The 25003-nt window shown below is 65.4% G+C and carries 23 protein-coding genes; 4 read left to right on the top strand and 19 right to left on the bottom strand.

Annotated features, from left to right (window positions below):
* Nucleotides 1-25: 25 nt before the first annotated feature.
* The 5 genes from CUR21_RS00420 to CUR21_RS00400 form a co-directional block, all read right to left on the bottom strand.
* Nucleotides 26-871, bottom strand: a complete 846-nt coding sequence (locus CUR21_RS00420) for an ABC transporter permease (protein ID WP_100195040.1) — start codon at nucleotides 869-871, stop codon at nucleotides 26-28.
* Nucleotides 868-1755, bottom strand: a complete 888-nt coding sequence (locus CUR21_RS00415) for an ABC transporter permease (protein ID WP_100195039.1) — start codon at nucleotides 1753-1755, stop codon at nucleotides 868-870. The genes CUR21_RS00420 and CUR21_RS00415 overlap by 4 nt, the downstream gene beginning before the upstream one ends.
* On the bottom strand, nucleotides 1748-2545 hold the full coding sequence (locus CUR21_RS00410) for an ABC transporter ATP-binding protein (protein ID WP_100195038.1): 798 nt from the start codon (nucleotides 2543-2545) through the stop codon (nucleotides 1748-1750). The genes CUR21_RS00415 and CUR21_RS00410 overlap by 8 nt, the downstream gene beginning before the upstream one ends.
* A 4-nt stretch (nucleotides 2546-2549) precedes the next feature.
* Nucleotides 2550-4004 (bottom strand): dihydropyrimidinase, encoded by a 1455-nt coding sequence (gene hydA, locus CUR21_RS00405; protein ID WP_100195037.1) that lies wholly within the window; start codon nucleotides 4002-4004, stop codon nucleotides 2550-2552.
* 72 nt (nucleotides 4005-4076) lie between these two features.
* Nucleotides 4077-5327, bottom strand: a complete 1251-nt coding sequence (locus CUR21_RS00400) for a Zn-dependent hydrolase (protein WP_100195036.1) — start codon at nucleotides 5325-5327, stop codon at nucleotides 4077-4079.
* A 127-nt stretch (nucleotides 5328-5454) separates the two neighbouring features.
* On the opposite strand from CUR21_RS00400, the gene CUR21_RS00395 reads away from it, so the two are divergent.
* On the top strand, nucleotides 5455-6102 hold the full coding sequence (locus CUR21_RS00395; RefSeq protein WP_100195035.1) for a TetR/AcrR family transcriptional regulator: 648 nt from the start codon (nucleotides 5455-5457) through the stop codon (nucleotides 6100-6102).
* 41 nt (nucleotides 6103-6143) lie between these two features.
* On the opposite strand, the gene CUR21_RS00390 is transcribed toward CUR21_RS00395, so the two are convergent.
* The 7 genes from CUR21_RS00390 to CUR21_RS00360 form a co-directional block, all read right to left on the bottom strand.
* Nucleotides 6144-7154: a Gfo/Idh/MocA family protein gene (locus CUR21_RS00390; RefSeq protein WP_100195034.1), complete on the bottom strand. Its 1011-nt coding sequence runs from the start codon at nucleotides 7152-7154 to the stop codon at nucleotides 6144-6146.
* Nucleotides 7151-8044, bottom strand: a complete 894-nt coding sequence (locus tag CUR21_RS00385) for a sugar phosphate isomerase/epimerase (RefSeq protein ID WP_232622629.1) — start codon at nucleotides 8042-8044, stop codon at nucleotides 7151-7153. Before CUR21_RS00385 ends, CUR21_RS00390 begins: the two co-directional genes overlap by 4 nt.
* A 5-nt stretch (nucleotides 8045-8049) precedes the next feature.
* The gene (locus CUR21_RS00380) at nucleotides 8050-8883 is read right to left on the bottom strand and encodes a carbohydrate ABC transporter permease (RefSeq protein WP_100195033.1); all 834 of its coding nucleotides are present in this window, start codon (nucleotides 8881-8883) and stop codon (nucleotides 8050-8052) included.
* On the bottom strand, nucleotides 8880-9779 hold the full coding sequence (locus tag CUR21_RS00375) for a carbohydrate ABC transporter permease (RefSeq protein WP_100195032.1): 900 nt from the start codon (nucleotides 9777-9779) through the stop codon (nucleotides 8880-8882). The genes CUR21_RS00380 and CUR21_RS00375 overlap by 4 nt, the downstream gene beginning before the upstream one ends.
* Before the next feature lie 70 nt (nucleotides 9780-9849).
* Complete coding sequence (locus CUR21_RS00370) at nucleotides 9850-11076, bottom strand: sugar ABC transporter substrate-binding protein (RefSeq protein ID WP_100195031.1); 1227 nt, start codon at nucleotides 11074-11076, stop codon at nucleotides 9850-9852.
* Entirely contained in the window at nucleotides 11073-12065 is a 993-nt protein-coding gene (locus tag CUR21_RS00365; RefSeq protein WP_100195030.1) for an alpha/beta hydrolase, read from the bottom strand. Before CUR21_RS00365 ends, CUR21_RS00370 begins: the two co-directional genes overlap by 4 nt.
* The gene (locus CUR21_RS00360; RefSeq protein ID WP_100195029.1) at nucleotides 12062-12754 is read right to left on the bottom strand and encodes a GntR family transcriptional regulator; all 693 of its coding nucleotides are present in this window, start codon (nucleotides 12752-12754) and stop codon (nucleotides 12062-12064) included. Before CUR21_RS00360 ends, CUR21_RS00365 begins: the two co-directional genes overlap by 4 nt.
* A gap of 176 nt (nucleotides 12755-12930) precedes the next feature.
* Between CUR21_RS00360 and CUR21_RS00355 the strand changes: the two genes are divergently transcribed.
* The gene (locus CUR21_RS00355; protein ID WP_100195028.1) at nucleotides 12931-14013 is read left to right on the top strand and encodes an ABC transporter ATP-binding protein; all 1083 of its coding nucleotides are present in this window, start codon (nucleotides 12931-12933) and stop codon (nucleotides 14011-14013) included.
* A gap of 7 nt (nucleotides 14014-14020) precedes the next feature.
* Here the strand turns inward: CUR21_RS00355 and CUR21_RS00350 are convergent, their stop codons facing one another.
* From CUR21_RS00350 to CUR21_RS00320, 7 genes are all read right to left on the bottom strand, one after another.
* Nucleotides 14021-14635 (bottom strand): TetR/AcrR family transcriptional regulator, encoded by a 615-nt coding sequence (locus CUR21_RS00350; RefSeq protein ID WP_100195027.1) that lies wholly within the window; start codon nucleotides 14633-14635, stop codon nucleotides 14021-14023.
* 53 nt (nucleotides 14636-14688) lie between these two features.
* The gene (locus CUR21_RS00345; protein ID WP_100195026.1) at nucleotides 14689-15936 is read right to left on the bottom strand and encodes a mandelate racemase/muconate lactonizing enzyme family protein; all 1248 of its coding nucleotides are present in this window, start codon (nucleotides 15934-15936) and stop codon (nucleotides 14689-14691) included.
* A 144-nt stretch (nucleotides 15937-16080) separates the two neighbouring features.
* Nucleotides 16081-17304: a TCR/Tet family MFS transporter gene (locus CUR21_RS00340; protein ID WP_100195025.1), complete on the bottom strand. Its 1224-nt coding sequence runs from the start codon at nucleotides 17302-17304 to the stop codon at nucleotides 16081-16083.
* Nucleotides 17301-18026 carry an alpha/beta fold hydrolase gene (locus CUR21_RS00335; RefSeq protein WP_100195024.1) on the bottom strand — a complete coding sequence of 242 codons (726 nt, stop codon included), beginning with the start codon at nucleotides 18024-18026 and terminating at the stop codon, nucleotides 17301-17303. Before CUR21_RS00335 ends, CUR21_RS00340 begins: the two co-directional genes overlap by 4 nt.
* Nucleotides 18019-18804 carry a 3-oxoadipate enol-lactonase gene (gene pcaD / locus CUR21_RS00330; protein ID WP_100195023.1) on the bottom strand — a complete coding sequence of 262 codons (786 nt, stop codon included), beginning with the start codon at nucleotides 18802-18804 and terminating at the stop codon, nucleotides 18019-18021. Before pcaD ends, CUR21_RS00335 begins: the two co-directional genes overlap by 8 nt.
* A gap of 3 nt (nucleotides 18805-18807) precedes the next feature.
* Nucleotides 18808-19764, bottom strand: a complete 957-nt coding sequence (locus CUR21_RS00325) for a threonine/serine dehydratase (RefSeq protein ID WP_100195257.1) — start codon at nucleotides 19762-19764, stop codon at nucleotides 18808-18810.
* Entirely contained in the window at nucleotides 19761-20585 is an 825-nt protein-coding gene (locus tag CUR21_RS00320; protein ID WP_100195022.1) for an alpha/beta fold hydrolase, read from the bottom strand. Before CUR21_RS00320 ends, CUR21_RS00325 begins: the two co-directional genes overlap by 4 nt.
* A 440-nt stretch (nucleotides 20586-21025) precedes the next feature.
* On the opposite strand from CUR21_RS00320, the gene CUR21_RS00315 reads away from it, so the two are divergent.
* Both CUR21_RS00315 and CUR21_RS00310 read left to right on the top strand, forming a co-directional pair.
* The gene (locus CUR21_RS00315; protein WP_100195021.1) at nucleotides 21026-22810 is read left to right on the top strand and encodes an ABC transporter transmembrane domain-containing protein; all 1785 of its coding nucleotides are present in this window, start codon (nucleotides 21026-21028) and stop codon (nucleotides 22808-22810) included.
* Nucleotides 22811-23075: 265 nt separating this feature from the next.
* On the top strand, nucleotides 23076-24965 hold the full coding sequence (locus CUR21_RS00310) for an acyl-CoA synthetase (protein WP_100195020.1): 1890 nt from the start codon (nucleotides 23076-23078) through the stop codon (nucleotides 24963-24965).
* The last annotated feature ends 38 nt before the right edge of the window (nucleotides 24966-25003 follow it).

Here is a 25003-nt window from a genome sequence, read left to right as displayed (position 1 = left end):
TGCCGCCCTTAATGAAGCTGCGCGCCTATTTGCGCTGTGACGGGTGCCAGAAGGTCACCCGGGATTCGATCAGCGCGATCACACCATAGAGCGCCGATCCCGCCAAAGCCGCCACTGCAATTGTGGCCCAGACCATGTCCAGCGCCAGTTTTCCCACCTCGGTCGAGATGCGGAACCCCATGCCCACGATCGGACTGCCGAAAAATTCGGCAACAATCGCCCCGATCAGCGCCAAGGTCGCCGCTATTTTCAGCCCGTTGAAGAAGAACGGCATCGCGGCGGGCAGGCGCAGCTTGATCAGCCGCTGGGTATAGGTCGCCGAATAGGTCGCCATCAGGTCGCGGTGCAGCCGGTCGGTGGCCTGCAACCCGGCCACCATGTTCACCAGCAGCGGAAAGAACACCATCACCACCACCACCGCCGCTTTGGACTGCCAGTCAAAGCCGAACCACATCACCAGCACCGGTGCGAGGCCCACGATGGGCAGGGCGGAAACGAAGTTGCCCACCGGCAGCAGCCCCTTTTGCAAGAAGGGCGAGCGGTCAATGGCAATCGCCGCGACAAAGGCCGCCACCGTGCCGATGGCAAAGCCCGACAGCGCGCCCTTGATCACCGTCTGCACGAAATCGGCCCACAGGATCGGCAGCGAGGACGCGATCTTTGGCCCAATCACCGAAGGCCCCGGCAGAATGACCGTCGGCACCGCAAAGCCGCGCACCAGCCCTTCCCACAGCACCAGAAGCGTCAGCCCAAACAGGCTTGCCACCATCAACCGCCCGGCCCGCGTGCGGCCAAAAGGGCTTGCCGCCAGCCGCACGTTCAGCGCCCAAGCCGCCAGCCAGAACACCACCGCGCCCCAAAGCCAGATCATGCCGGTGCTCCCATCCTTGCCCGCGCGACGCGCTCGATCCATCCCACGATCAGGATCAGCCCGCCCGCCAAAATCGCCGCCGCAAACAGCGCCGCCCACATGATCAGCGGTTCGCCAAACTGCGACCCGATCAGCATCCGCGCGCCCAAGCCCTCGATCGCGCCCGTCGGCAATTCCCCGATGATCGTCCCCACCAGTGCCGCCGCCACCGCCACCTTCAGCGAGGCGAAGAAATAGGGCAGCGACGCCGGCAAGCGCAGCTTGAGGAAAGTGTCGGTCTCTGACGCGCCATAGGTCGACAACAGGTCCAGCTGCATCTGGTCAGGGCTGCGCAAGCCCTTGACCATGCTCACCAATACCGGAAAAAACGACAGATAGGCCGCGATGATCGCCTTTGGCACCTCGCGGTTGTCGATGCCGATCTGGTTCGACACCGTCAGGATCATCGGCGCAAGTGCCACGATCGGAATGGTCTGGCTGATGATCGCCCAAGGCATCACGCTCAGCTCCATCACCCGGAACCGCACGATGGCCATGGCCAGCCCCACCCCCAGCGCAATCCCCAGTGCAAAGCCCATCATGGTGCCGCGAAAGGTGACATAGCCATGATAGACCAAAGAGCGTTTCGACGTCACCGCCTGCGCCGTCACCCCTTTCCACAGCTCGGCGGCCACCTGATGCGGCGGCGGCAGCAGCGGCCGGCTCTGCGCCATCGTCTGCGGGATCACTTCCGCCAGCGTCACCGTCGTGCCCGCCCGTGCGGCCTGATCATAAACCCATGTGGCATTCATCCACACCGCCGCCGCATACCACAGCACAAGGATCGCCGCCAAAACGCTCAGCACTGGCAAAGCTGCGGCGAAACGGGGGGCGCGCTCAGTCATCCTGATGCCCCGCGCGCAAGCCCTCGCGCACCCGATGAGCAATCTCGATGAACTCCCGGCTGTCACGAATGTCCAAGGGGCGCTCGCGCGGCAGCGGGCTGTCGATCACATCGGTGATGCGGCCGGGGCGGGGGCTCATGACCACGATCTTGGTCGAAAGATACACCGCCTCGGGGATGGAATGGGTGACAAAGCCAATCGTCTTGCCCGTCCGCGCCCACAGTTTCAGCAATTCCTCGTTCAGCCGGTCGCGCACGATTTCATCCAAGGCGCCAAAAGGCTCGTCCATCAGCAGGATATCGGCATCAAAGGCCAGCGCGCGCGCAATGCTGGCGCGCTGCTGCATCCCGCCCGACAACTGCCACGGAAACTTGCCGCCAAAACCCGCAAGCTCCACCAGCTCCAGCACCCGCGCCACCCGCTGCTCCTGCTCGGCCTTGGAAAATCCCATGATCTCCAAGGGCAGCTTGATGTTGCCGGCAATCGTGCGCCACGGATACAGCCCCGCCGCCTGAAACACATAGCCATAGGCCCGCTGCCGCCGCGCCTCATCGGGCGTCATGCCATTCACCGTCAGCGACCCGCCCGTCGGATGCTCCAGCGCCGCGATACAGCGCAAAAACGTGGTCTTGCCACAGCCCGATGGCCCGATGAAGCTGACAAAATCCCCCTTGTTGATCGTCAGGTTCACATCCTTGAGCGCATGGACCGGCCCGTCACCGGTCTGAAACGTCAGGTTCAGATCGCGCGCCGCAATCACCGGCGCACTGGTCGTCAGCGTGTCCTTCATGCGCTCACACACCCGTCGCCGGAATGCCCGACCGCTGCACAGGGCGCGGCGCGGTCAGATCTTTCCACTGGCTCATCGCCCGGTTCACCGCTGGCCGCGCCTCACGCGCCACAAACTGGCCATGCCCTTCGCGGCTGGTCATCTGGCCTTCGGTCACCGCCACATGGCCCCGCGTCAGGGTAAAGCGCGGCAGGCCCTTCACCTTATGCCCTTCAAACACGTTGTAATCGATCGCCGATTGCTGGCTCTCCGCCGTGATGGTCTTCTCCTTTTCCGGGTCCCAGACGATCAGATCGGCATCCGCCCCCACCAGAACCGCGCCCTTCTTGGGATAGCAGTTCAGGATCTTGGCGATATTGGTGCTGGTCACCGCCACGAATTCATTGGGCGTCATCCGCCCGGTGCCCACCCCTTGGGTCCACAGCATCGGCAACCGGTCTTCCAGCCCGCCGGTGCCATTGGGGATCTTGGAAAAATCGTCCCGGCCAAAGCGCTTCTGCGCGGTGGTAAAGGCGCAATGATCTGTCGCCACCACCGACAGGCTGCCCGAGATCAGCCCGGCCCACAGACTGTCCTGATGCTGCTTGTTGCGGAAGGGCGGGCTCATCACGCGGCGTGCGGCATGGTCCCAGTCAGGGTGGAAATATTCAGACTCATCCAGCGTCAGATGCTGGATCAAAGGCTCGCCCCACACGCGCTTGCCCGCCTGACGCGCGCGGCGGATGGCCTCATGGCTGTCCTCGCAGGACACATGCACCACATACAAAGGCACGCCCGCCATATCGGCAATCATGATCGCGCGGTTGGTGGCCTCGCCCTCCACCTGCGGCGGGCGCGAATAGGCGTGTCCTTCCGGCCCGCAATTGCCTTCGGCAAGCAGTTTGGCGGTCAGTTCTGCCACCACATCGCCATTCTCGGCATGCACCATGGCCAGCCCCCCCACTTCCCCCACCCGGCGGAAGCTTGCGAACAGCTCGTCGTCATTCACCATCAAGGCGCCCTTATACGCCATGAAATGCTTGAAACTGGTGATCCCCGCCTTGGCGCTCTCGGCAATCCCCTCCCAGACCCGCTCGCCCCACCAGGTGACGGCCATGTGATAGGAATAATCGCAATGCGCCCGCGTCGATTTGTTCGACCACACCTTCGCCGCATCCATCAGATCCTGCCCTTGGCCGGGCAGGATGAAATCCACCACCATCGTGGTGCCCCCCGACAAAGCCGCGCGGGTGCCGCTGTCAAAATCATCCGCCGAATAGGTGCCCATGAAAGGCATCTCCAGATGCGTGTGCGGATCAATCCCGCCCGGCATCACATAGCAGCCGCCCGCATCCAGCACCTTGTCGCCCGACAGCCCCTTGCCGATCTCGACAATCACGCCGCCTTCGATCTTCACATCCGCCGCATAGGACAGATCCGCCGTCACCACCGTCCCGCCCTTGATCACCGTCGAGGCCATCACACCGCTCCCTCATGTCATCTGTTCACAAATATCCCGGGGGTCCGGGGGCAGAGCCCCCGGCGGCCAGCCTCAGGACACCACCTCAGCCACTTCAAGACAGGCGTGCAGCAGCACATCCGTCCCTGCCGCCGCCCATGCGGGCGAAATCTCCTCGGCCTCGTTGTGGCTCAGCCCCCCGACACAGGGGCACATCACCATCACCGTCGGCGCCACGCGATTGATCCAGCAGGCATCATGCCCGGCCCCGGACACGATATCCATATGCGCATAGCCCAGCCGTTCCGCCGCCCCCCGCACCGTCGCCACCAAACCGGCGTCAAAGGTCACCGGGTCGAAATGTCCGACCTCCTCGATCCCGCAGCCAAGCCCCAGCTCCGCCGCCACCGCATGGGCTGCGCGCATCACCTCGGCCTTCATCGCATCCAGCTTGCCTTGCTCGGGGCTGCGGATATCCACCGTGAACACCACCTTGCCCGGAATCACATTGCGTGAGTTCGGATGCACGAACACCTGTCCCACCGCACCCACAGCATTGGGCTGATGGCTCATGGCAATCTGATGGACGCGTTCGGTGATCCGCGCCATCCCAAGCCCCGCATTCACCCGCATCGCCATCGGCGTGCTGCCGGTATGGGCATCCTTGCCGGTCAGGGTGATCTCCAGCCACCACAGCCCTTGGCCATGGGTCACCACGCCGATCTGCTTGCCTTCGGCCTCGAGGATCGGGCCTTGCTCGATGTGCAACTCCAGCATCGCATGCATCTTGCGCGCGCCCACCGCCTCGTCGCCAACCCAGCCGATCCGCGCCAGCTCGTCGCCAAAGCGCTTGCCCTCGGGGTCGCGCCGGTCATAGGCGTAGTCTTGGCTGTGAATGCCCGCAAACACGCCACTGGCCAGCATGGCGGGCGCAAAGCGCGCGCCTTCCTCGTTGGTCCAGTTCGTCACCACGATCGGGCGCCGCGTCGTCACCCCCAGATCGTTCAGCGTGCGCACCACCTCCAACGCGCCCAGCACGCCCAGCACCCCGTCATAGCGCCCGCCCGTGGGCTGGGTGTCCAGATGGCTGCCCATATAGACGGGCAGGGCCTCGGGGTCGCTGCCCGCGCGGGTGGCAAACATATTGCCCATCTGATCCACGCCCATCGTAAGGCCCGCCGCCTCGCACCAGTCGGCAAAAAGGTGGCGCCCTTCATTATCGGCATCGGTCAGCGTCTGCCGGTTGCAGCCGCCCGCCACGCCGGGGCCGATCTGCGCCATCTGGTCAAGGCTGTCCCACAGACGTTCGGAATTGATGCGGAGATTCTCTCCGGGTGCTGGCATCAGCTGGCTCTCCCTGTGTGCGCGGGGTGTCTTTGCACCCCTTGCCGCGACTCGTTTTCTGACCGTATGGTCAAGCTCAAGCGCACCACAACCTGACCATCCGGTCAACATAATTCCCGCAAGGCCAATGCCTCAAAACGCCCAAGTTTCGCGCATATCCAAAGGCAAACGCACCGAAATCCGGCGCGAAAATGAGCGTATGATCTTGGATGCGGCAGAACGCGTCTTCGCCGAGGCGGGCTATGGCGGCGCCACCATGCAGCTCATTGCCGATCTTGCAGGCCTGCCCAAAGCCAATCTGCATTACTATTTTCCCACCAAAGAGGCGCTCTACCGTCAGGTCGTGCGCAACATCTTTGAAATCTGGCTGCACGCCGCCGACAGCTTCGACCATGCGCCCGGCCCGGTCGAAGGCATCGGCGCCTATATCGAGGCCAAGATGGAAATCTCGCGCCGCCATCCCTATGGCTCCAAGGTCTGGGCTTCCGAGGTGATGCACGGCGCACCGGTCATTCAGGATTACCTCGAATCCACCCTGCGCGACTGGACGGCCGGGCGCATGGCGGTGATCCAGACTTGGGTGGATCAGGGCAAGATGGCCCCGGTGGACCCGCGCCATCTGCTTTACATGCTCTGGGCCATGACCCAGCATTACGCCGATTTCGGCCATCAGATCGAAACGCTGAACGGCGGCCAGCCGCTCACCGATGCCCAATGGCGCGAAGCGACCGAAACGGTCAAAACCGTGATCCTGCGCGGCATCGGGGTGCTCTGAGCGCTGGGCCGGGGCAGGGGACGCCGCCCCCCGCCCAAAGGTCAGGCCTGCGCCTCCAACAGCGCGATCATCCGGTCCAGCACCGCCATCGCCGCCACGCCATCGGCAATCGTCGGCGCGGCTGACGGCCGCCCCGACAGCCCTGCCGCCACATCGGCCAAAAGCGCCGCATAGCCCTTGTGATCTTCATTCGCCGCAGCGGTGAAATTCGGGCTCCATGTCAGCGTGTCACAGCCCGGGTCCAGCGTCGCCGCCGGATCTTCCGCCTTGAATGGCGGGTCACGGTGCCACGCCACATGGATCACATTCGACACTTCCACCCGGTTGTGATCGCCCATCACCATGATCTGTTCCATCGGTGTCCCGCGCGATTGCAGCGTGCCCATCACCACATGGCCGATCACGCCGCTCTCGCAGGTGAACCCCATATGAAACAGCACGCGCCCCTTCGCCGGGCTGATCCGCCGCACGCTCAGCTCGGCCAGCGGGCTGCCCGCCAGCCAAGGCAGCAGATCCATGTAATGCACGCAGTGATGCAGATAGAACCCGGTGTAATCCTCCTCGCCCGCAAAATAGGTGGGCGCCGTCATATAGCTCGCGGTGATCCCCAGCACCGGGCCAAACGCCTCGCCGCGCAAGATATTGCCCGCAATCCGGTTGCCGGTGGAATAGCGCTTCATGAAGCCCACATAGACCGGAACCCCCGCCGCTTCCGACGCGCGCTGCAATTCCAGCGCCTGCGCATGATTGGCCGCCGGGGGCTTTTCCATGAACACCGGAATCCCGCGGGCGATGCAGGCCAGCGTGGCGGCATGGTGCACCTGTGGCCCCACCGCCATGAAAACCGCATCCAGCCCCGGCTGCGCCAGCATCTCCTGCCAGTCGCTATAGGTCTGTGTCACGCCATAATGCGCTGCCGTCTCGGCCATCGCTTCGGCGTCGCGGTCGCACAGTGCCGCCAGCCGGAACCCGGCCTTGCCCAGTTGCGGCAAAAGCATCCAGCGCGCATGACGCCCGCAGCCGATCCAGCCAATGTTCAGGGGTTTGGTCATTGCGCATACTCCGCCAAATCCAGCGCCGCGCGGATCAGCGCATGGCCAGCCTTCAGTTTCTCTGTCTCATCCTCGGCAGGGGCCCGCCATTGCGCGATGGGCAGCGCAAGCCGCTGGTCGTCGCGCCGGAACGGCTCCAGCGACACCGGCCCCTGATAGCCCACCTGTGCCAGCGCCCGCATGATCGCAGGCCAGTCCATGTTCCCGGTGCCCGGAAATCCCCGGTGGTTTTCATTGGCCTGAAAATGCACCGTGCGGTGCCCCGCCAGCCGGATCGCATCGGGGATCGACTGATCTTCCATGTTCATATGGAAGGTGTCGAGCATCAGCCCCAGCCCCGCATCGTTCACCGCATCCACCACGGCGATGCCTTGCCGCGTGGTGTTGAGCATATCGGTCTCGAACCGGTTGAGCGGCTCCACCGCAAACACCTTTCCGGCCGCCCGCGCCAGCGGCGCCACCCGTTGCAAGCCGTCGATCATCCGGTCGGCGCGCGCCCTCATCTCGTCGGCACTGCGGGGCAGGGGCGGGCGCCCGGCAAAAACCATCGGCTCGCCATAGAGCGGCCCGCCGATGATCTGCGCGCCCAAGCCTTCAGCCACTTCCACACAGCGGGCAAGGTAGTCCAAACCGCATTGCCGTGCCGTCGCCTCTTCCGAGGCGATGGAGCGTTGCACATTCACCCGGGCCGCCAGCACGACCGCAAGCCCCGCATCGTCCAGCGCCCGCCGCGTGGTGGCCAAGTCCAGACCATCCTCGGGTTCGGGCACCAGCATTTCGATGAAATCAAAGCCCATGGCACGGATCTGCGCGAACAGCCCTAGATGCGCGCCGGTGAACGGGCGCACGAATTGCATCGAAATGATGCCGACCGGATTCTTCAAACTCATCTCCCTTATCCCTTGACCGCGCCTTGGGTCATCCCGGCGATCAGACGTTTTTGCACGAACAGGAACAGCAGCGTTGCAGGCATCGCGCCCACAATGCCGCCCGCCGTCAGCAGGCCCCATTCAATCTGGTATTCCCCGATCAGCGTCTGGATCGCGACGGTGATCGGCTTCACGCTGCGCCCGCCAAGGGTCAGCGCGTAAAGGTATTCGTTCCAAGCGGTGATGAAGATATAGACGCCCGTCGCAATGATACCGGGCGTGCACAGCGGCAGCACCACCCGGAACAACGCGCCAAAGCGCGTGCAGCCATCCGTCATCGCCGCCTCGTCCAGCGACCGGGGGATGTTGTCGATATAGCTTGTCATCATCCAGACCGAGAACGGGATCGCCACGGTGGAATTGGCGATGATCAGTGCCAGATAGGTGTCCACCAGCCCAAGGCTGCGCATCAGGATGAACAGCGGCAGGATCAGCAGCACCAAGGGAAACATGTTGATCAGCAGGAACTGCAGCATCAGCAAGCGGCGCCCGCGAAAGCGGAACCGCGAAAACGCATAGGCCGCAGGCACCGCAAGGCCCAACCCCACCAGCATGGTGCCACTGGCCACCACAAAACTGTCAAACAGGTTGCGGCCAAAGCCCACCGTGCGGAACAGGCGGCCGTAATTCTCCAAGGTCGCGCCCGCCAGCGACGGCCCTTCGGTGAACAGCCGCGATTTTTCGGTGACCGAGGTCAGCGCCATCCACAGATAGGGCGACAGCGTGAAACACAAGATCAGCAGCACCGGCAGATCCACCGTCAGAATGCGCCGCGTCAGCGAACGGTTGCGCACCATCATCCGATGTTCCTCCCCGCGCGGCGCAGATACAGGATGACAAAGCCCAAAAGCACCAGCGTGAAACTTACCGCAAGCGCCGAGCCATAGCCGTAATCAAGCCCCGTGCGCGCATTCACAAAGGCGTAAAGCGGCAGCGTATAGGTCGAATATCCCGGCCCGCCGCCTGTCATCACAAAGATCACATCGATGGAATTGGCCACCCAGATGATCCGCAGCAGCGTCGCCGTCATCAGCACGCCCGCAAGCCCCGGCAGGGTGATGTGCCAGAACTGCCGAAAGCTCGATGCGCCATCAATCGCCGCGGCCTCGTAATAGCTTTTCGGAATCCCCTGCAATCCGGCGAGGATCATCACCGCAAAGAACGGAAAGCCCTGCCATGTCAGCGTGAGGATAATCGCATACAGCGCGGTGTCCGGGTTCGCCAGCCACGGGATCGACGCCGTGATCAGGTTCATCCGCAGCAACAGGTCGTTCAACACCCCGTAATTGCTGTCATAAATCCACACCCACATCAGCGCGATCACCACCGAAGGCAGCGCCCAAGGGATAATCACCAAGGCCCGCGCCAGCCCCCGCCACGGGAAATCTTGGTTGAGCAATAGCGCCGTGGCCAGCCCCAAGAGCATCTGCGCAGGCACCGTGATGGCGATCCAGATCACCGTCTGGCGCAATGACACCCAAAACACCGGATCGGCCAGCGCGGTCTGGAAATTCTTGAACCAGACAAAATCAAACACCCGCGGACGAAACAGCACATAATCATGCAGGCTCATCCAGACGGCCTGCACCATCGGCAGGAACACGATCGCCAGCGTCACCAGCACGGCAGGGGACAGCATGGCATAGGGAAGCACCCGGCGCGACAGCGGCACCGGCGGAGCGGAAAGTGCGGACATGGGGTTGCCTTGCAGCTAAAGGGGGTGGCAGGCCGGGGAGGAACGGCCTGCCACAGGCTCGCTCAAACGGTCACTTGTTGTAGAGCGAGTCGATCTCGGCGTTCATCGCCTCGGCGCTGATCTCGCCGATCAGCGCGCGCTGCATCGCGACCGGCCAGACCGTATTGGCGAAATCCGCCGTCTCGCTGACATTGGGCAGCAGATTGGCAAAGGGCAGCGACTTCACCGTCGCCTCCACAAACCGCGCCTCATGCAGGTTCCAGTTGGCGCTGTCGGTCTTGGTCACCGGCAGTTGCCCGGTGGCCATGTTGAAAGCCGCGTTGTTTTCCGGGCTCGACAGAAAGCTGATCCACTTCCACGCCGCGTCCTTGTCTTGCGCGCTGGAAAAGATCGCCGTGCTTTCATCGCCGAATGAGGTCCAGCGCCCGCCGCCGCATTCCGGCACCGGCACGGCCGACACCTTGTCGCCCAAGGTGGCCACCATATCGGCGGAAGAGCCGATGTGGTGAATGGTCATCGCCGTGGTGCCGTTCTTGAACGCCCCGATGATCTCTTGAAAGCCGTCATTCGGGGCCGAAGGCGGAAACACCTTGTCGGTGCGGAACAGGTCCACCACGAACTGGCTGCCGTCCACGCCTGCGGCACTGGTCAACTCGCCGGGGCCAAAGCCCACGCCCTCGCGTGACAGCACAAAGCTCGCCCAATGGTCATGCCCGCCTTTGCCACCGCGAAAGCCAAAGCCGTACACATCGGGCTGCCCGTCGCCATTGGTGTCGCGCGTCAGCTTCAGCGCCGCCTCGCGGAACTGCTCGCAGGTTTCCGGCGGGGTCAGCCCCAGCTCGGCAAACATGTCGGTGCGGTAATAGAGATACAGCACCACATATTGCACCGGCAGATAGTAATGCCCGCCATCCGCCGCCGCCGTCAGGTTCAGCAGATTGTCCTGAATCTCGGCCTTGCCCTCCCAAGCGTCCAGCCGCGCATCCAGTGGCTCCAGCGCCTCCATCTCCAGCAGACGGGGCAGGGCATTCAGCTTGACCAGCGCCGCATCCGGCGCGGTGCCTGCGGCAAAGGCCGTATACAATTGGTCGTAATAGCTGTTCCACGGGATGTTCTCGGCATTGATCTTGATGCCGGGGTTCTCCGCCTCGAACTTCGCCACCAGATCCGACATCGGATTGTCGGCATTGTCGAAGTGATACCAGAAGTTCACAGTCTGCGCGCTGGCCGCACCGGCAAGCAAGGTGCTTGCCATCAGCGCCGCCGCAACCCTGCGGGTGATACGGGTGGTCATCATCTGTCTCTCTCCCTTGGTGTGTCCCTGCGCGGCGGCTGATGGGTCAGACTGCGAAACGCCTCCCCCGCATCGACCAGCGCCCGCTGCGCCTCCTCCAGCTCAAGGCTCATCTGCATGAAGCCATGAACCACTCCGCCATGCAGGCGAAATCTGTCGGCCCGGCCCAAGGCCATCAGCCGCGCATAAAGCCGCTCGCTGTCCGACCGCAGGGGGTCGATCTCGGCGGCGTTCAGATACAAAGGGGGCAGAGCCCGCAGCGCCGCATCCGTCGCGCGCAACGGCGCAAGCTGCGGATTGTCGCGCAAGGCTTCGGGCGCATACCAATCCCAATAGCGCTGCATCTTGGCGCGGCTCAGCCCCGGCCCTTCGGCAAACTCTGTGTAGGACGCCGTGGTGAAATCCGCGCCATACACGCCATAAAACAGCAGTCCGCAATCGGCAGGCGGCGCATCCGCCCCCAACATCACCGCCAGCGCAAGATTCGCCCCCGCGCTGTCGCCCGCCAGCGCATACGGCCCCGCCAATCCGGCAAAGGGCGCATGGCCCGCGTGCAGCGCCGCCCAGATCGCCCGCGCATCCTCCAGCCCGGCGGGAAAGGGATGCTCGGGCGCCAGCCGGTAATCGGCATTCACCACCACCGCACCCGCCGCCATCGCCAGCAGGCGGCAGGCGCGCTCATGCGTGTCGCGGTCGCAGAACGCCCAGCCACCGCCGTGCAGATACAAGATCGTGCCGCGCACCGCCCCTTTTGGCACCAGTATCCGGCAGGGCAGGGGCCCCGCCGGGCCCTCCACACTCACCTCCCGCACCTCGGCCATCTCCGGCAAGTCCCGGTTCCAGCGTGCATTGCCCCGCGCCGCCTGCGCCCGCCCCTCCGCCGCAGGCAAGAGCGTCGGATCGGGCAGCCCCGCATCCTCGGCCGCCAGCCGCGTCAGAATTGCCGCCATCGCAGGCGAAGGCTGGCTGGCGGAAGGCTGACTGCGGCTCATGCTGCCCCTCCGATCACGCTGGGCCCGAAATCCACGATCGTGGTGATGTGATGCGACAGCGCCGACACCGCCGCCTCGGCATCGCCCGCCGCCACCGCCTCGATAATCCCCTGATGCCGGTTCGCGGTCTCCAAAAGGTCGCGCTGCTGTTCCGGGTGCAGGATCTTGAAGCGATGCGCATGGATCAGGCAGCGCGCCAGCATCGGCTGCACCGGTGGCAGGTCGGCCTGTTCGAACAGCCCGGTGTGAAACGCCCGGTCATGCACCGACAGCAGGTATTCATCCCCCGCCGCCGCCGCCGCCTGCATCGCGCCCAGATGCCGCCGCAGGTCTTCGGCCAGCGCGCCCCCGCGCCGCGCCATCGCCCGCCGCACGCCCCGGCATTCAATGTCATGGCGCAGGCGGATCAGCTCTTCGGCATCCTCGGCCCGGCAATCGGCAATCACCGTGCCGCGATGCGCCATCCGGTGCACCAGCCCTTCTTCCTGCAACAGCAGCAGCGCCTCGCGCACCGTGCCCTGCGACACCTCAAAGCGGTTCGCCAACTCCAGTTCCAGCAAGGCCGAGCGCGGGGCCAGCATCCCCAGCACAATCTCGCGCTGCAGACTGCGATAGATCACATGGCTGCGCCGCGACGCAAAGGCCCGCACAGTGGCCTGTGTTTTGGCGGCCTGTGCCTTGGCGCCCATTGCCTTGGCGCCCTGTGACCGAGGCCCCTCTGTCTGAGGACCCTGCGTTTGGCTCGGGCCTTGGGAAAAAGTCTCGGCAGCCATGTCAACTCACTTGATCTGCGTTATCATTATCAATATCGATAATAGAAACACCGCGGGCTGACAAGCCCTTTGTCACAGGGGAAGAGGCGCAGATGGCCACGATCACACTCGAGCAACTCACCAAAAGCTATGGCGCGGTGCAGACGATCCATGGCATCGACCTTGCGATCCGCGATGGCGAGTTTGTCGCCCTTGTCGGCCCCTCCGGCTGCGGCAAGTCCACACTTCTGCGCATGATTGCGGGGCTGGAAGACGTAACAGGCGGCCGCCTTTCCATCGGCGAGCGGGTGGTCAACGCGGTCGAGCCGCGCGACCGCGATGTGGCGATGGTGTTTCAGGATTACGCGCTCTACCCGCATATGACGGTGGAGCAAAACATCGGTTTCGGCCTGAAAATGCGCAAGACCGATGCCGCCGACATCGCCGCCCGCGTGGCCGAAGCCGCGCAGATCCTCCAGATCGAACCCTTGCTTCAGCGCCGCCCGGCCGAGCTCTCCGGCGGCCAGCGCCAGCGCGTCGCCATGGGCCGCGCCATCGTGCGCCGCCCTTCGGCCTATCTCTTCGATGAACCGCTCTCCAACCTCGATGCCAAGCTGCGGGTGGAAATGCGCACCGAAATCAAGCGCCTGCACGGGCTTCTGGGCCGCACCACCGTTTACGTCACCCATGATCAGGTCGAGGCCCTCACGCTGGCCGACCGTGTGGTGATTCTCAAGGACGGGCGCATCATGCAAGAAGGCCCGCCGCTGACGCTTTATGAAGAACCGGCCAACCTGTTTGTCGCCGCATTCATCGGCTCGCCGCAGATGAACCTGTTCGCGGGCACTCTGGCCGGGGATGGCATGCCGGGGGTGCAGCTTGACGGTCTGCACCTGCCGCTCTCTGCCCAAGCCGCGCCCGGCACCGCCGTGACACTCGGCGCGCGCCCCGAAGCGATCCTGCTGGCCACCAGCGGCACCCCCGATCTGATCACCAAGGTCGAGGTCTTTGAACCTCTCGGCTCTGATACCATGGTGTCGTGCCGCATCGCGGGCAGCATGGCGGTGGTGCGTCTCGCGCCCGAGGTGCCGGTGGCGCGCGGCATGGCGCTGCCTTTGCGCTTTGACCGCCGCAAGCTGCACCTTTTTGATTCCGCCACCGGCCTGCGCATCGCCGCCCAGCCGCAGACGGGCTAAGGCAGGCCTATTCCGGCGCGGGGCGGTCGGTCACATTGGCCAGAACCACCGCGATCATCTGGGCGATCCGGTCCACCGGCACGCCCGAAATGCGCTTTTCCAACCCCAAAAGCACAATGCCATGGACCGAGGAAAACAGCGCCCGCGTCATCAGATCGATCTGCGGCGCCGACCAGTCGGGGAAAATCCGCCGCAAGGGCGCCGCGATCAGCGCAAACAGCGCCGCCAGTTCCGCCAGATACCACGCGGGCACCGGCTGCTCGACCGACATCTCCAGATCAAACAACGCCCGCCACGCTTGGGTGTTTTCCGCCGCAAAGGCCAGATAGGCCTGTGACATGCAGATCAGGCTGTCCTGCGGCGCGCTGTCCTGCGCGCCAAGCGAGGCCGAGACCGCCGCCCCCAGCCGCCGGAAGGTGCGCCCGTTCACGGCCATGACCAGCGCGTTCAGATCGGGAAACACCGTATAGATCGCGCCCACCGAACAGCCCGCCAGCCCTGCCAGATCACGTGCTTTCAGCGCCGCCAAACCATCGCGCGCGATGATCTCTTCGGCATGATCGATCAGGCGGTCGCGCAAGGCTGCGCGCCGCATCTCTGTCTTGCTGGGGGCCTTGGTCATGGCATCTCCTTGAACTTGGTTCACAGTTAGCCGCGCCAAGGCCAAAGCGCAAATCAGGTCTTGTGTGGCAGGGTCGAGGGCGCGCCGCCTTCGAACCGGTTGCCATTGGTGTAATCGCAAGGCGCTTCCTGCATCTGAAGATGCAGGCCCGTGCCGGTATAGGGATGGGCGCGCGCCACATCCTCATCAAAGTCGATGCCAAGCCCCGGCGCTTCGGGCGGCAGGATATACCCCGCCTCCCAAGTGATGGTGTTGCGAATCAGCTTTTGATGGAAGGCACCGCCAGTCTCGATCGTCTCGGCGATCAGCAGATTGGGAATCGAGGCCGCCAGATGCACATTCGCCGCCCATTCCACCGGGCCCGCATAAAGATGCGGGGCCATCTCGGCGTTGAAGACCTCGGCCATGGCGCTGATCTTCTTGGCCTCCCAGATCCCGCCCACCCGGCCCAAGGCCGGTTGCAGGATCTTGACCCCGCCATGGCGCAACAGCGCGCCAAATTCCGTTTTGGTGGTCAACCGCTCGCCGGTGGCAAGCGGAATGCGCACACCCCGTGCCACCTCTGCGAATTCCAGCAGATTGTCCGGCGGGATCGGCTCTTCATACCAAAGAGGATTATAGGGCTCGAGCTCGCGGCCCAGCCGGATCGCGCCTTGGGTGGTGAACTGGCCATGGGTGCCGAAAAGAAGATCGACCCGGTCCCCCACCGCCTCGCGGATCGCGCGGCAAAAGGCAACCGAGCGCGAAATGTCGGACAGCGCCGGCTGATGCCCGCCGCGGATGGTGTAGGGTCCGGCGGGATCGAACTTCACGGCGGTGAAGCCCATCTCCATAAAGCGCACCGCCGCCTTGGCGGCAGCATCGGGATCGACCCAGAAATCGGGGTCTTCATTGCCCGGTTCGGGGTAAAGATAGGTATAGCTGCGGATGCGGTGGTTGATCTTGCCGCCCAGAAGCGCCCAGACCGGACGGTTGCGCGCCTTGCCCAAGATGTCCCAGCAGGCAATTTCCAGCCCCGAAAACGCGCCCATCACGGTGGGATCGGGCCGCTGGGTGAAACCCGCCGAATAGGCGCGGCGGAACATCAACTCGATGTCTTCGGGGGAGCTGCCTTCCATATGGCGGGCAAAGACATCCTCGATCACCGCGATCATCGCCTGTGGCCCGACGGTCGAGGCATAGCATTCGCCATAGCCCACGATGCCACAGGCGGTGGTGAGCTTGGGGAAGATCCAGTAGCGCCCGCCCCAGCCGGGAAAAGGCGGCGCCACGACGAAGATTTCGAGGTCTTTGAGCTTCATGGTCCGGCGTTCCTTTTGTGGCCAGCGCCGGGGGACGTCGCGTCCCCCGGACCCCCTGCGGGATATTTATGAACAGATGAAGGCTAGGCCGGGAGAAGCGGCAGGGCAAAGGCTTTTGCGACAGAATCTGCCGCAAACGGGCGATCAGGCAGGGCGCGGGCGCGACAGGCGCGGGCCCAGCACATGCAGCGCGAGGCAGGCGCACATCAGCAGCGCCGCCAGCAGGAAGGGCGCGCCGGGCGCATAGACCGGGGCCTCGGGCGCGGTGAAGGCGCTGAAAGTGGCGGTCATCAGCAAGGGCGAGGTGATCATCGCGATGGCATTGAGGCTTGCCAGCACGCCTTGCAACTCGCCTTGCGCATCGGGCGGGGCGGCGCGGCTGGCGATGGCCTGCAAGGCGGGGGTGACAGCGCCGCCCAGCGCGGTGATCGGGGTGATCATCAGCGCAAGGGTGGGGGAGGTGACAAGGCCCAGCGCGGTGAGGGTGACGATATCGACCCACATGCCGTAACGCGCGGCGCGGTGTTCGCCAAAGCGGCGGATCATCGGCCCCACCAGCAGCGCCTGACCCAGCGCAAAGCTGATGCCATAGATGGCGAGCGACACGCCCACCATCTGGCTGGACCAGCCAAAGCGCGCCTGTCCGTAATAGGCCCAGATCGCCGGATAGACGTTCATGGCGATGCCAAGGATCAGAAAGCAAGCAAGGGTCGGGCGCAGTCCCGGCAGGCGGCTGACGGCGCGCAAGGCGCCCAGCGGATTTGCGCGGCGCAAGGAGAAGGGACGGCGGGTGGCGTCGGTGACCGTTTCGGGCAACACCCACCAGCCAAAGGCGAGATTGGCAAAGGCCAAGGCTGATGCGGCGTAAAAGGGCGCGCGTGTATCCACCCCCGCCAGCAGCCCTCCGATCAGCGGCCCCAGTACGAAGCCCACGCCAAAGCCAGCGCCGATCAGGCCAAAGCGCGCGCCCCGCTGGTCGGGCGGGGTGATGTCGGCGATAAAGGCGGTGGCCGTGGCATAGGTGGCCGCCGTCACCCCCGCCACCAGCCGCGCGATCAGGAGAAGCCAGATCGACGGCGCGACCGCCATCACCAGATAGTCCAGCCCCATGATTAGCAAGGACAGCAACAGCACCGGACGGCGGCCAAAGCGGTCTGACAGCGCGCCAAGGATCGGACCGAACAGGAATTGCATCACCGCGTAAGAGGTGGCGAGCACCCCGCCCCAAAGCGCGGCATGGGCCAGATCCTGCCCGGTCACGCTGCGGATCAGATCCGGCATCACCGGAAAGATCAGCCCGATCCCGATGGCATCCAGCGTCACCGTGGTCAGGATGAAGGCCAGCGCAAGGCGGGGCGTTTGGCTCATGATGCGGCCTGAACCGCGTGCGCGATGGCGTCCAGCCTTTGCGCCAGCGCCTCGGGGCAAGCGAAAAACGGCGAATGCGAGACGGGCAGCGTGCTGCGATGCGCCAGCGGCACCGCCTCGGCCATCACCGCCTGATACTCGGGCGGGATGGCGCGGTCTTCCGTGCAGCGGATATAGTGCCGGGGCAGGGACTGGCTGCGCGCGGTCAAGGTCAGAGGCGTTTCCTGCGGGACAATCGGTTGCGGTGTCAGGCACAGCGCCGCAAGCGTCTGCGCCTGCGCGTCGCAGTCGTGGTAGAACAGCGCATCGGCCATCGCCGGGTCAAAGCGGAAGGTGCCCGCCGCCTTGTCCACCTGAATGGCCGGGGCCAGCGGCTGGCGCGGGCCTGCGCGGCGCATGTCGCCCAAGCTCATCCCCGAGACTGGAGCATAGGCGCAGAGATAGACCAGCCCCGTCATCCGGGACGGATCAGCCTCGGCGGCGGCGGTGATCGCATATCCCGCCATCGAATGACCAACCACCAGCGTCGGCCCCTCCAGCGCGCCACAGATCGCCTGCGCATAGCTGTCCAGCGTCACCTGATCCGCCGGGGTGCGGTCACGCCCATGCCCGGGCAAATCGATCGCGCGCGCCCGGTGGCCCAAGGCCGCCAGCGCGGGAATCACCCGGTGCCAGCACCACGCGCCATGGCACGAGCCGTGGATCAACAGGATCTCAGGCATGGCCGATGCTCTCCAGAAACTCACGGATCGCCTGTGTGTAGGCGTCGGGCTGTTCCACCATCGGCAGATGGCCTGCCCCCCGGATCAGCTGAAACCGGCTGCCAAGGATCAGGTCGGCGGTTTCCTTCACCAGATCGGGCGGGGTGGACCCATCGCGCAGGCCCGCAAGCGCCAGCGTCGGCAGGGTCAACCCGGCGGTCGGCGTGTAGAAATCCGTCCCCGCAATCGCCGCCGCCGCCCCCATCCAGCCCTCGGGCGCGGTGGAGAGCAGCATGGCGCGCATCTGCGGCAGTTCGGGCAGGTCCCGCCACCCGCGGCCAAACCAGCGCTCCAGCGTGGCCTCGGCGATCGCCGCCATCCCGCCCGCGCGCACCGCCTCGATCCGGGCCTGCCATTGCGCGGCAATGCCGATCCGGGCGGCCGTGTTCGACAACACCATCCCCCGCACCAGATCCAGCCGCTTGACCGCAAGCCCTTGCGCGATCAGCCCGCCGATCGACAGGCCCACCACCACCGCCTCGCGCATCCCCACCTGCGCCATCACCCGTTCCACATCATGGATCAGCGCGCCCATCGCATAGGGCCCGGGCGGCACATCGGAACGCCCATGGCCGCGCATGTCCAGCCGCAAGATCCGGTGCCCGGGCAACCGCGCCACCACCGGATCCCACAGCCGCAGGTGGGTGCCCAAGGCATGCAACAGCACCACAGGCGGCGCCCCCTCCGGCCCCGAGACCTCCACATTCACCCGCAGATCGGGAAAGAACAGCGTCGCCATGGCTCAGCCAAACCGCGCCACAACGTCGCGGAACAGGCCCGGGTCCACATTGCCCCCGCTGGCCACGCAGATCACCGGATCATGGGTCTCGGCCTTCAAGGCCGCCGCAAGCGCCACCGCCCCCCCGGGTTCCAGCACGATGCGCAGATGGGTGAAGGCCAGCGCCATCGCCTCCAGCGCCTGATCGTCGCTCACCGCAATTCCCGCGCCCGCCAGCCGCTGCAAGACCGGAAAGGTCAACTCTCCCGGGCTGGGCGTCAGAATGGCGTCACAAACCGATCCGGTCCCTTGGGCATTGCGCAGCCGCTCGCCCGCCGCCAAGGACCGCGCCATGTCGTCAAAACCCGCAGGCTCCACCGTGCGCAGCCGCAGGCCCGGGGCGTGCGCCTCCAGCGCCAGCGCAATCCCCGCCGACAGGCCGCCGCCGCCGCAACAGACCAGCACCTCGCCCTGTTCCACGCCCAAGGCTCGCGCCTGCGCCGCGATCTCCAACCCCACGCTGCCTTGCCCGGCGATCACCTCGGCATCGTCAAAGGGCTTGATCAGCGCCAACCCGCGCTCGGCACACAGCCGCGCGCCAATCGCATCCCGGTCCTCGTGCTGCCGGTCATAAAGCACCACCTCCGCCCCAAAGGCGCGGGTGTTGGCGGCCTTCACCTCGGGCGCGTCGGACGGCATCACCACCACACAAGGCAATCCGTGCCGCGCCGCCGCCAAGGCGACACCTTGGCCATGGTTGCCCGAGGAATAGGCCAGCACCCCGCGCGTCTCCGCAGGCAGCGCCGACACCGCGGCCCAAGCCCCGCGAAACTTGAACGATCCTGTCACCTGCAGGCATTCCGCCTTCACCAGCACCCGCTTGCCCGCCCGCGCGCTCAGCAGCGGCGCTTCCAGAAGCGGCGTCGCCCGCGCTGCGCCCGCCAGCCGCGCCGCCGCCGCCTCGATCTTGGCCAAATTCATCCGCATGCCTCCACAAAGCGCCGGATCACCGCAACGGCCTCCGGCTCATCCAGAAAAGGGATATGCGCCCGGTCCGGCACCTCCCCAAAGATCATGTCCGGCCGTCGCCGCCGCATCTCATCCGCCGTCGCCGCCGACAACAGGTCAGAATTCGCGCCGCGCAACAGCGCCAAAGGCTTGCCCGCACAGGCCTCGAACAGCGGCCAAAGGTCCACCTCCGGCCCGTCGAAGGCGGCAAGAAAGGCCGCGCGCAAGGCCGGGTCATAGGTGATGCGCAAGCCCTGCGGCGTCTCGCGGTAATGCAGCCGCGCCTCCTCCAGCCAGCGGCTCTCGGGCACGTTGGCAAAGCCCGGCATCACGCCGGGCAAGGCCGCCGCCAGCGCCGCATGGGTCTTGGCCGCCGGATTGCGCCCGACATAATCGAAAATGCGCTCCAGCCCGGGGCGGTGGATCTCGGGGCCGACATCGTTCAACAAAAGCCCGCGCAGCCGCTGCGGCGCAAGGGCGGCCAGCAACATCCCGATCAGGCCGCCGCGCGAGGTGCCGATCACCGCCGCCGCCTCCACCTCCAGATGGTCCAGCAGATCCAGCGCATCGCGCGCCTCGATGGGCACGGTATAGCTCTCGGCCCCGGTCCAGTCGCTGGCCCCGCGGCCACGGTAATCCATGCGGATCACCCGGCAAGGGGGCAGATGCGGCAGCATATAGTCAAAATCCCCCATCGTGCGGGTCAGGCCCGACAGGCACAACAGCGGTAGCCCCACGCCTTGGTCGTCATAGGCCAGACGCGCCCCGTCCTGTGCCGTGAAAAACCGGGTCATCGCCGCATCCTCGTGCCTACATCCTTCGCCTTGCCGCCCCCGCTTGGAAGCCTTCATGCCAACGCCAGCCATCCCGCCGCCCGATCCTCGCGTCCCGCCGGGGCCTGCGCCCCCGGTCGGGATCGCGCCCGTCCCGTCGCGCGCACGGTCCCCACCGCCGCACAGATAAAGCCCAAGCGCGCCCCGCCCGCAATGCCCCATCGGGTCCGCGGGGCCCCCGCCTTCGGACAAAACCGCGCCCCCCTAAGGCGCCGCCCCCCTCATCCGCTCTGGGCCCGCCCTTTATCTTGGCCCAAATATCCCCGCCGGAGGCTCCCCCGCCCCCCAAGGGCGCCTCCGTCGCAGTCCTCTTCCCTCTGCCCCACAGGGGCGCGGCAATCGGGGCGCTTGCCCCCATGGCCCGGGTTGCCTAAACCCGGGCCAGAACAAGGCAGGACGTTATGGCACGCACCCCGACAGTGACAGAAGACCGCGCAACATCGAAACGGGTCGGCGCGCTTGCCGGGCTGATGCCGTTTCTCACCCCGTACCGCCGCCTTTTGGTGCTGGCGCTTGCGGCTTTAGTGCTCACTGCCGCCGTCAGCCTGATCCTGCCCTTGGCGGTGCGCCGCGTGGTCGACAATTTCAACGCCGATGTGGTGATCCTCGATCAGTATTTCGGCGCCGCCATCGTGATCGCGGGCCTCTTCGCCTTTGGCTCGGGGATGCGCTACTACCTCGTCACCCGGCTGGGCGAGCGCGTGGTGGCCGACATCCGCCGCGCGCTGTTCGACCGGGTGCTGGGCCTCTCGCCCGCCTTTTTCGAGCGCCTGATGACAGGCGAGGTGCTCAGCCGCATCACCACCGACACCACGCTGATCCTGTCGCTGATCGGCTCCTCCGTCTCCATCGCCCTGCGCAACAGTCTGATCCTGCTCGGCGGTCTGGTGCTGATGCTGGCCACCTCGGCCAAGCTCGCAGGTCTGGTGCTTCTCATCGTGCCGGTGGTGGTGGTGCCCATCATCGTGCTGGGCCGTCGCCTGCGCAATCTGGGCCGCGAAAATCAGGACTGGATCGCCAATTCCTCCGGCGCCGCCTCCGAAGCGCTCTCCTCGGTGCAAACCGTGCAGGCCTTCACCCATGAACCCCAGACCCGCGCCGCCTTCGCCGAGGTCACCGAAAAAAGCTTCCTCTCGGCCAAGACCCGCATCGGCACCCGCGCGCTGTTGACGATCTTCGTGATCTTTCTGGTCTTCACCGGCATCGTCGGCGTGCTCTGGATGGGCGCGCGCGACGTGCGCGCCGGGGTGATGACCGCGGGTGAGCTCATCCAGTTCGTGATCTATGCCATCATGGTGGCAGGCTCGGTCGGCGCGCTGTCGGAAATCTGGGGCGAGTTGCAGCGCGCCGCCGGCGCGACCGAGCGGCTGGTGGAACTCCTCAACGCGACCGATCCGGTGGCAGACCCGGACGCCCCCGTCACGCTGCCGCGACCCGTGCGCGGCGACATCCGCTTCGACGCCGTCACCTTCCGCTATCCGGCCCGGCCCGAAACCTCGGCCCTCGACACCATAACCCTGCATGTTCAGCCGGGGGAAACCGTGGCGCTCGTCGGCCCGTCCGGGGCGGGCAAGACCACCATCCTGCAACTTCTCCTGCGCTTTTATGATCCGCAACAGGGCGCGGTGCGTCTGGATGGGGTCGACCTGCGCGCCATGACCCGCAACGATTTTCGCCGCGCGCTGGCGCTTGTGCCGCAAGACCCGGTGATCTTCGCGGCCTCCGCCCGCGACAACATCCGCTTTGGCCGCCCCGAGGCCACGGATGCTGAGGTCGAAGCCGCCGCCCGCGCCGCCGCCGCGCATGATTTCATCACCGCGCTGCCCCAAGGCTATGACACCGGTCTGGGCGAACGCGGCGTCATGCTCTCGGGCGGGCAGAAACAGCGCATCGCCATCGCCCGCGCCATCCTGCGCGACGCCCCGGTCCTGCTTCTGGACGAGGCCACCTCGGCCCTCGACGCCGAATCCGAGCGCCTTGTGCAATCGGCGGTGGAAACCCTCGCCAAGGGGCGCACCACCCTCGTGGTCGCCCATCGCCTTGCCACCGTCAAACGCGCCGACCGCATCGTGGTCTTCGATCATGGCCGCATCGTGGCGCAGGGCAAGCACGAAGATCTGGTGGCCCAAGGCGGCCTCTACGCGCGCCTTGCCCGCCTGCAGTTCACCGATGGCACCGTCCGCTAGCGGCACCAGCGGTGCATTTTGAGTATTTGGAAAAGGTGCAAATCCCAAAGCGTCCGCAGGATTTGCACCTTTCTGAAATACTCCCGCCGGAGGCATCTACCCGCAGGGCAGGGGGAAGGCGGCGCAGAAGACAAACCCGTTCTTGCCATGCCGGCATGACGTTGCGTTTTCATCCGCCCCATCGGCTTGGCAAATGCCGCATTTGCCCACATGCTGGGCACAGGGATAAAAGACCCCCCATCAACGGGGTCATAGGGAGGATGCTATGGGGAAATTCGTGACGCGTGCAGACATCGCCGCGACCGAGGCGGAAATGTCATGGGCCGACCGGCCGGTGGCGCGCACGATGCATGAATTCATGTCGACCACCAAGGCGGCGCATGGCGCGCGCCCCGCCGTGAGCTACCAGCTGCTCTCTGGTGCCGACACCAAGCGCGAGACACTGACCTGGGCCCAGTTGCACGCCCAGACCACCCAAGCCGCCAACCTGTTCCGTGCTCTGGGTGTGGGAGAGACCGATGTGGTTGCCTATGTGCTGCCCAACAGCCTTGAAACCGTGGTCACCCTGATCGGTGGCGCCGTCGCGGGCATCGTGAACCCGATCAACCCGCTGCTCGAGCCCGAACAGATCTCCGCCATCCTGCGCGAGACCAAGGCCAAGGTTGTCGTCACCCTCAAGGCCTTCCCCAAGACCGATCTGCCGCAAAAGGTGGCCGAGGCCGTGCGCCACGCCCCGTCGGTGAAGACCGTGCTGGAAGTCGATCTCGTCCGCTATCTTTCGGGCGCCAAGAAATACATCGTGCCGCTGATCCGGCCGAAGAACCCGGTCAAGCACACCGCCACCGTCAAGAACTTCATGGCCGAACTCGCGCGTCAGCCCAGTGACCGCCTGACCTTTGCCGACGAACCCCGCGACCGTGTCGCCGCCTATTTCCACACCGGGGGCACCACCGGCATGCCCAAGGTGGCCCAGCACAAGGTCTCGGGCATGGTCTATAACGGCTGGCTTGGCCAGCAGCTTCTGTTCAAGCCCGATGACGTGGTGATGTGCCCGCTGCCGCTGTTCCACGTCTTCGCGGCCTATCCCATCCTGATGAGCATGATCGCCTCGGGCGCCCATGTCGTCTTCCCCACTCCGGCGGGCTATCGCGGCGAGGGCGTCTTCGACAACTTCTGGAAGCTCATCGCCCGCTACAAGGCCACCTATATGATCACGGTGCCCACCGCGCTCTCGGCGCTGATGCAGCGCCCGGTCGATGCCGACATCTCCTCCTTGCGCAGCGCGTTTTCCGGCTCCTCCCCGCTGCCGATCGAGCTTTACAACCGCTTCAAGAAGGAAACCGGCATCGAGATCGTGGAAGGCTATGGCCTGACCGAATGCACCTGCCTTGTCTCGATCAACCCGCCGGATGGCGTGAAGAAGATCGGCTCGGTCGGCATGCCTTTCCCCTACACCCATGTCCGCATCCTCACGCAAACCCCCGAAGGCTTCCGGGAATGCGCCGTGGATGAGGTGGGCGAAATCTGCGTGGCCAATCCGGGCGTCTACGAAGGCTCCACCTATACCGAGGTCGACAAGAACAAGGATCTGTTTGCCGAAGGCCGCTTCCTGCGCACCGGCGATCTGGGCCGCATCGATGCGGATGGCTATCTCTTCATCACCGGGCGCGCCAAGGATCTGATCATCCGGGGCGGGCATAACATCGACCCTGCGATCATCGAAGAGGCGCTGATGGGCCATGACGCTGTGGCGGTGGTGGGCGCCATCGGCCAGCCCGATGCGCATTCGGGCGAATTGCCTGCGGCCTATGTCGAACTGGTCAAGGGCGCCACTGCCAGCGTGGCCGACCTGATGGATTACGCGGGCAAGCACATTCATGAACGCGCGGCGCTGCCCAAGCATATCGAGATCCTGTCTGAAGTGCCGAAAACCGCGGTGGGCAAGGTGTTCAAACCCGATCTGCGCCGCATGGCGATCACCCGGGTCTATAACGAGGCGCTGGCCAAGGCTGGCATCCCCGCCACGGTGGCCATGGTCGCCGAAGACAAGAAGCGCGGCCTTGTCGCCAAACTCGCCAAATCGGGCGAGGTGGAGGATGCCAAGGTCACCGAAGTGCTCGGCGGCTTCACCAACCCTTGGGATTGGGCGGCCTGACCGCCGCTCCATCGCTTGTCGAGGCGCGCTCCTGCCGG

The sequence above is a fragment of the Pseudorhodobacter sp. MZDSW-24AT genome, assembly GCF_002794355.1.
Lineage (GTDB): Bacteria > Pseudomonadota > Alphaproteobacteria > Rhodobacterales > Rhodobacteraceae > Pseudotabrizicola.
This window is presented reverse-complemented; position numbering and strand designations above follow the sequence as displayed.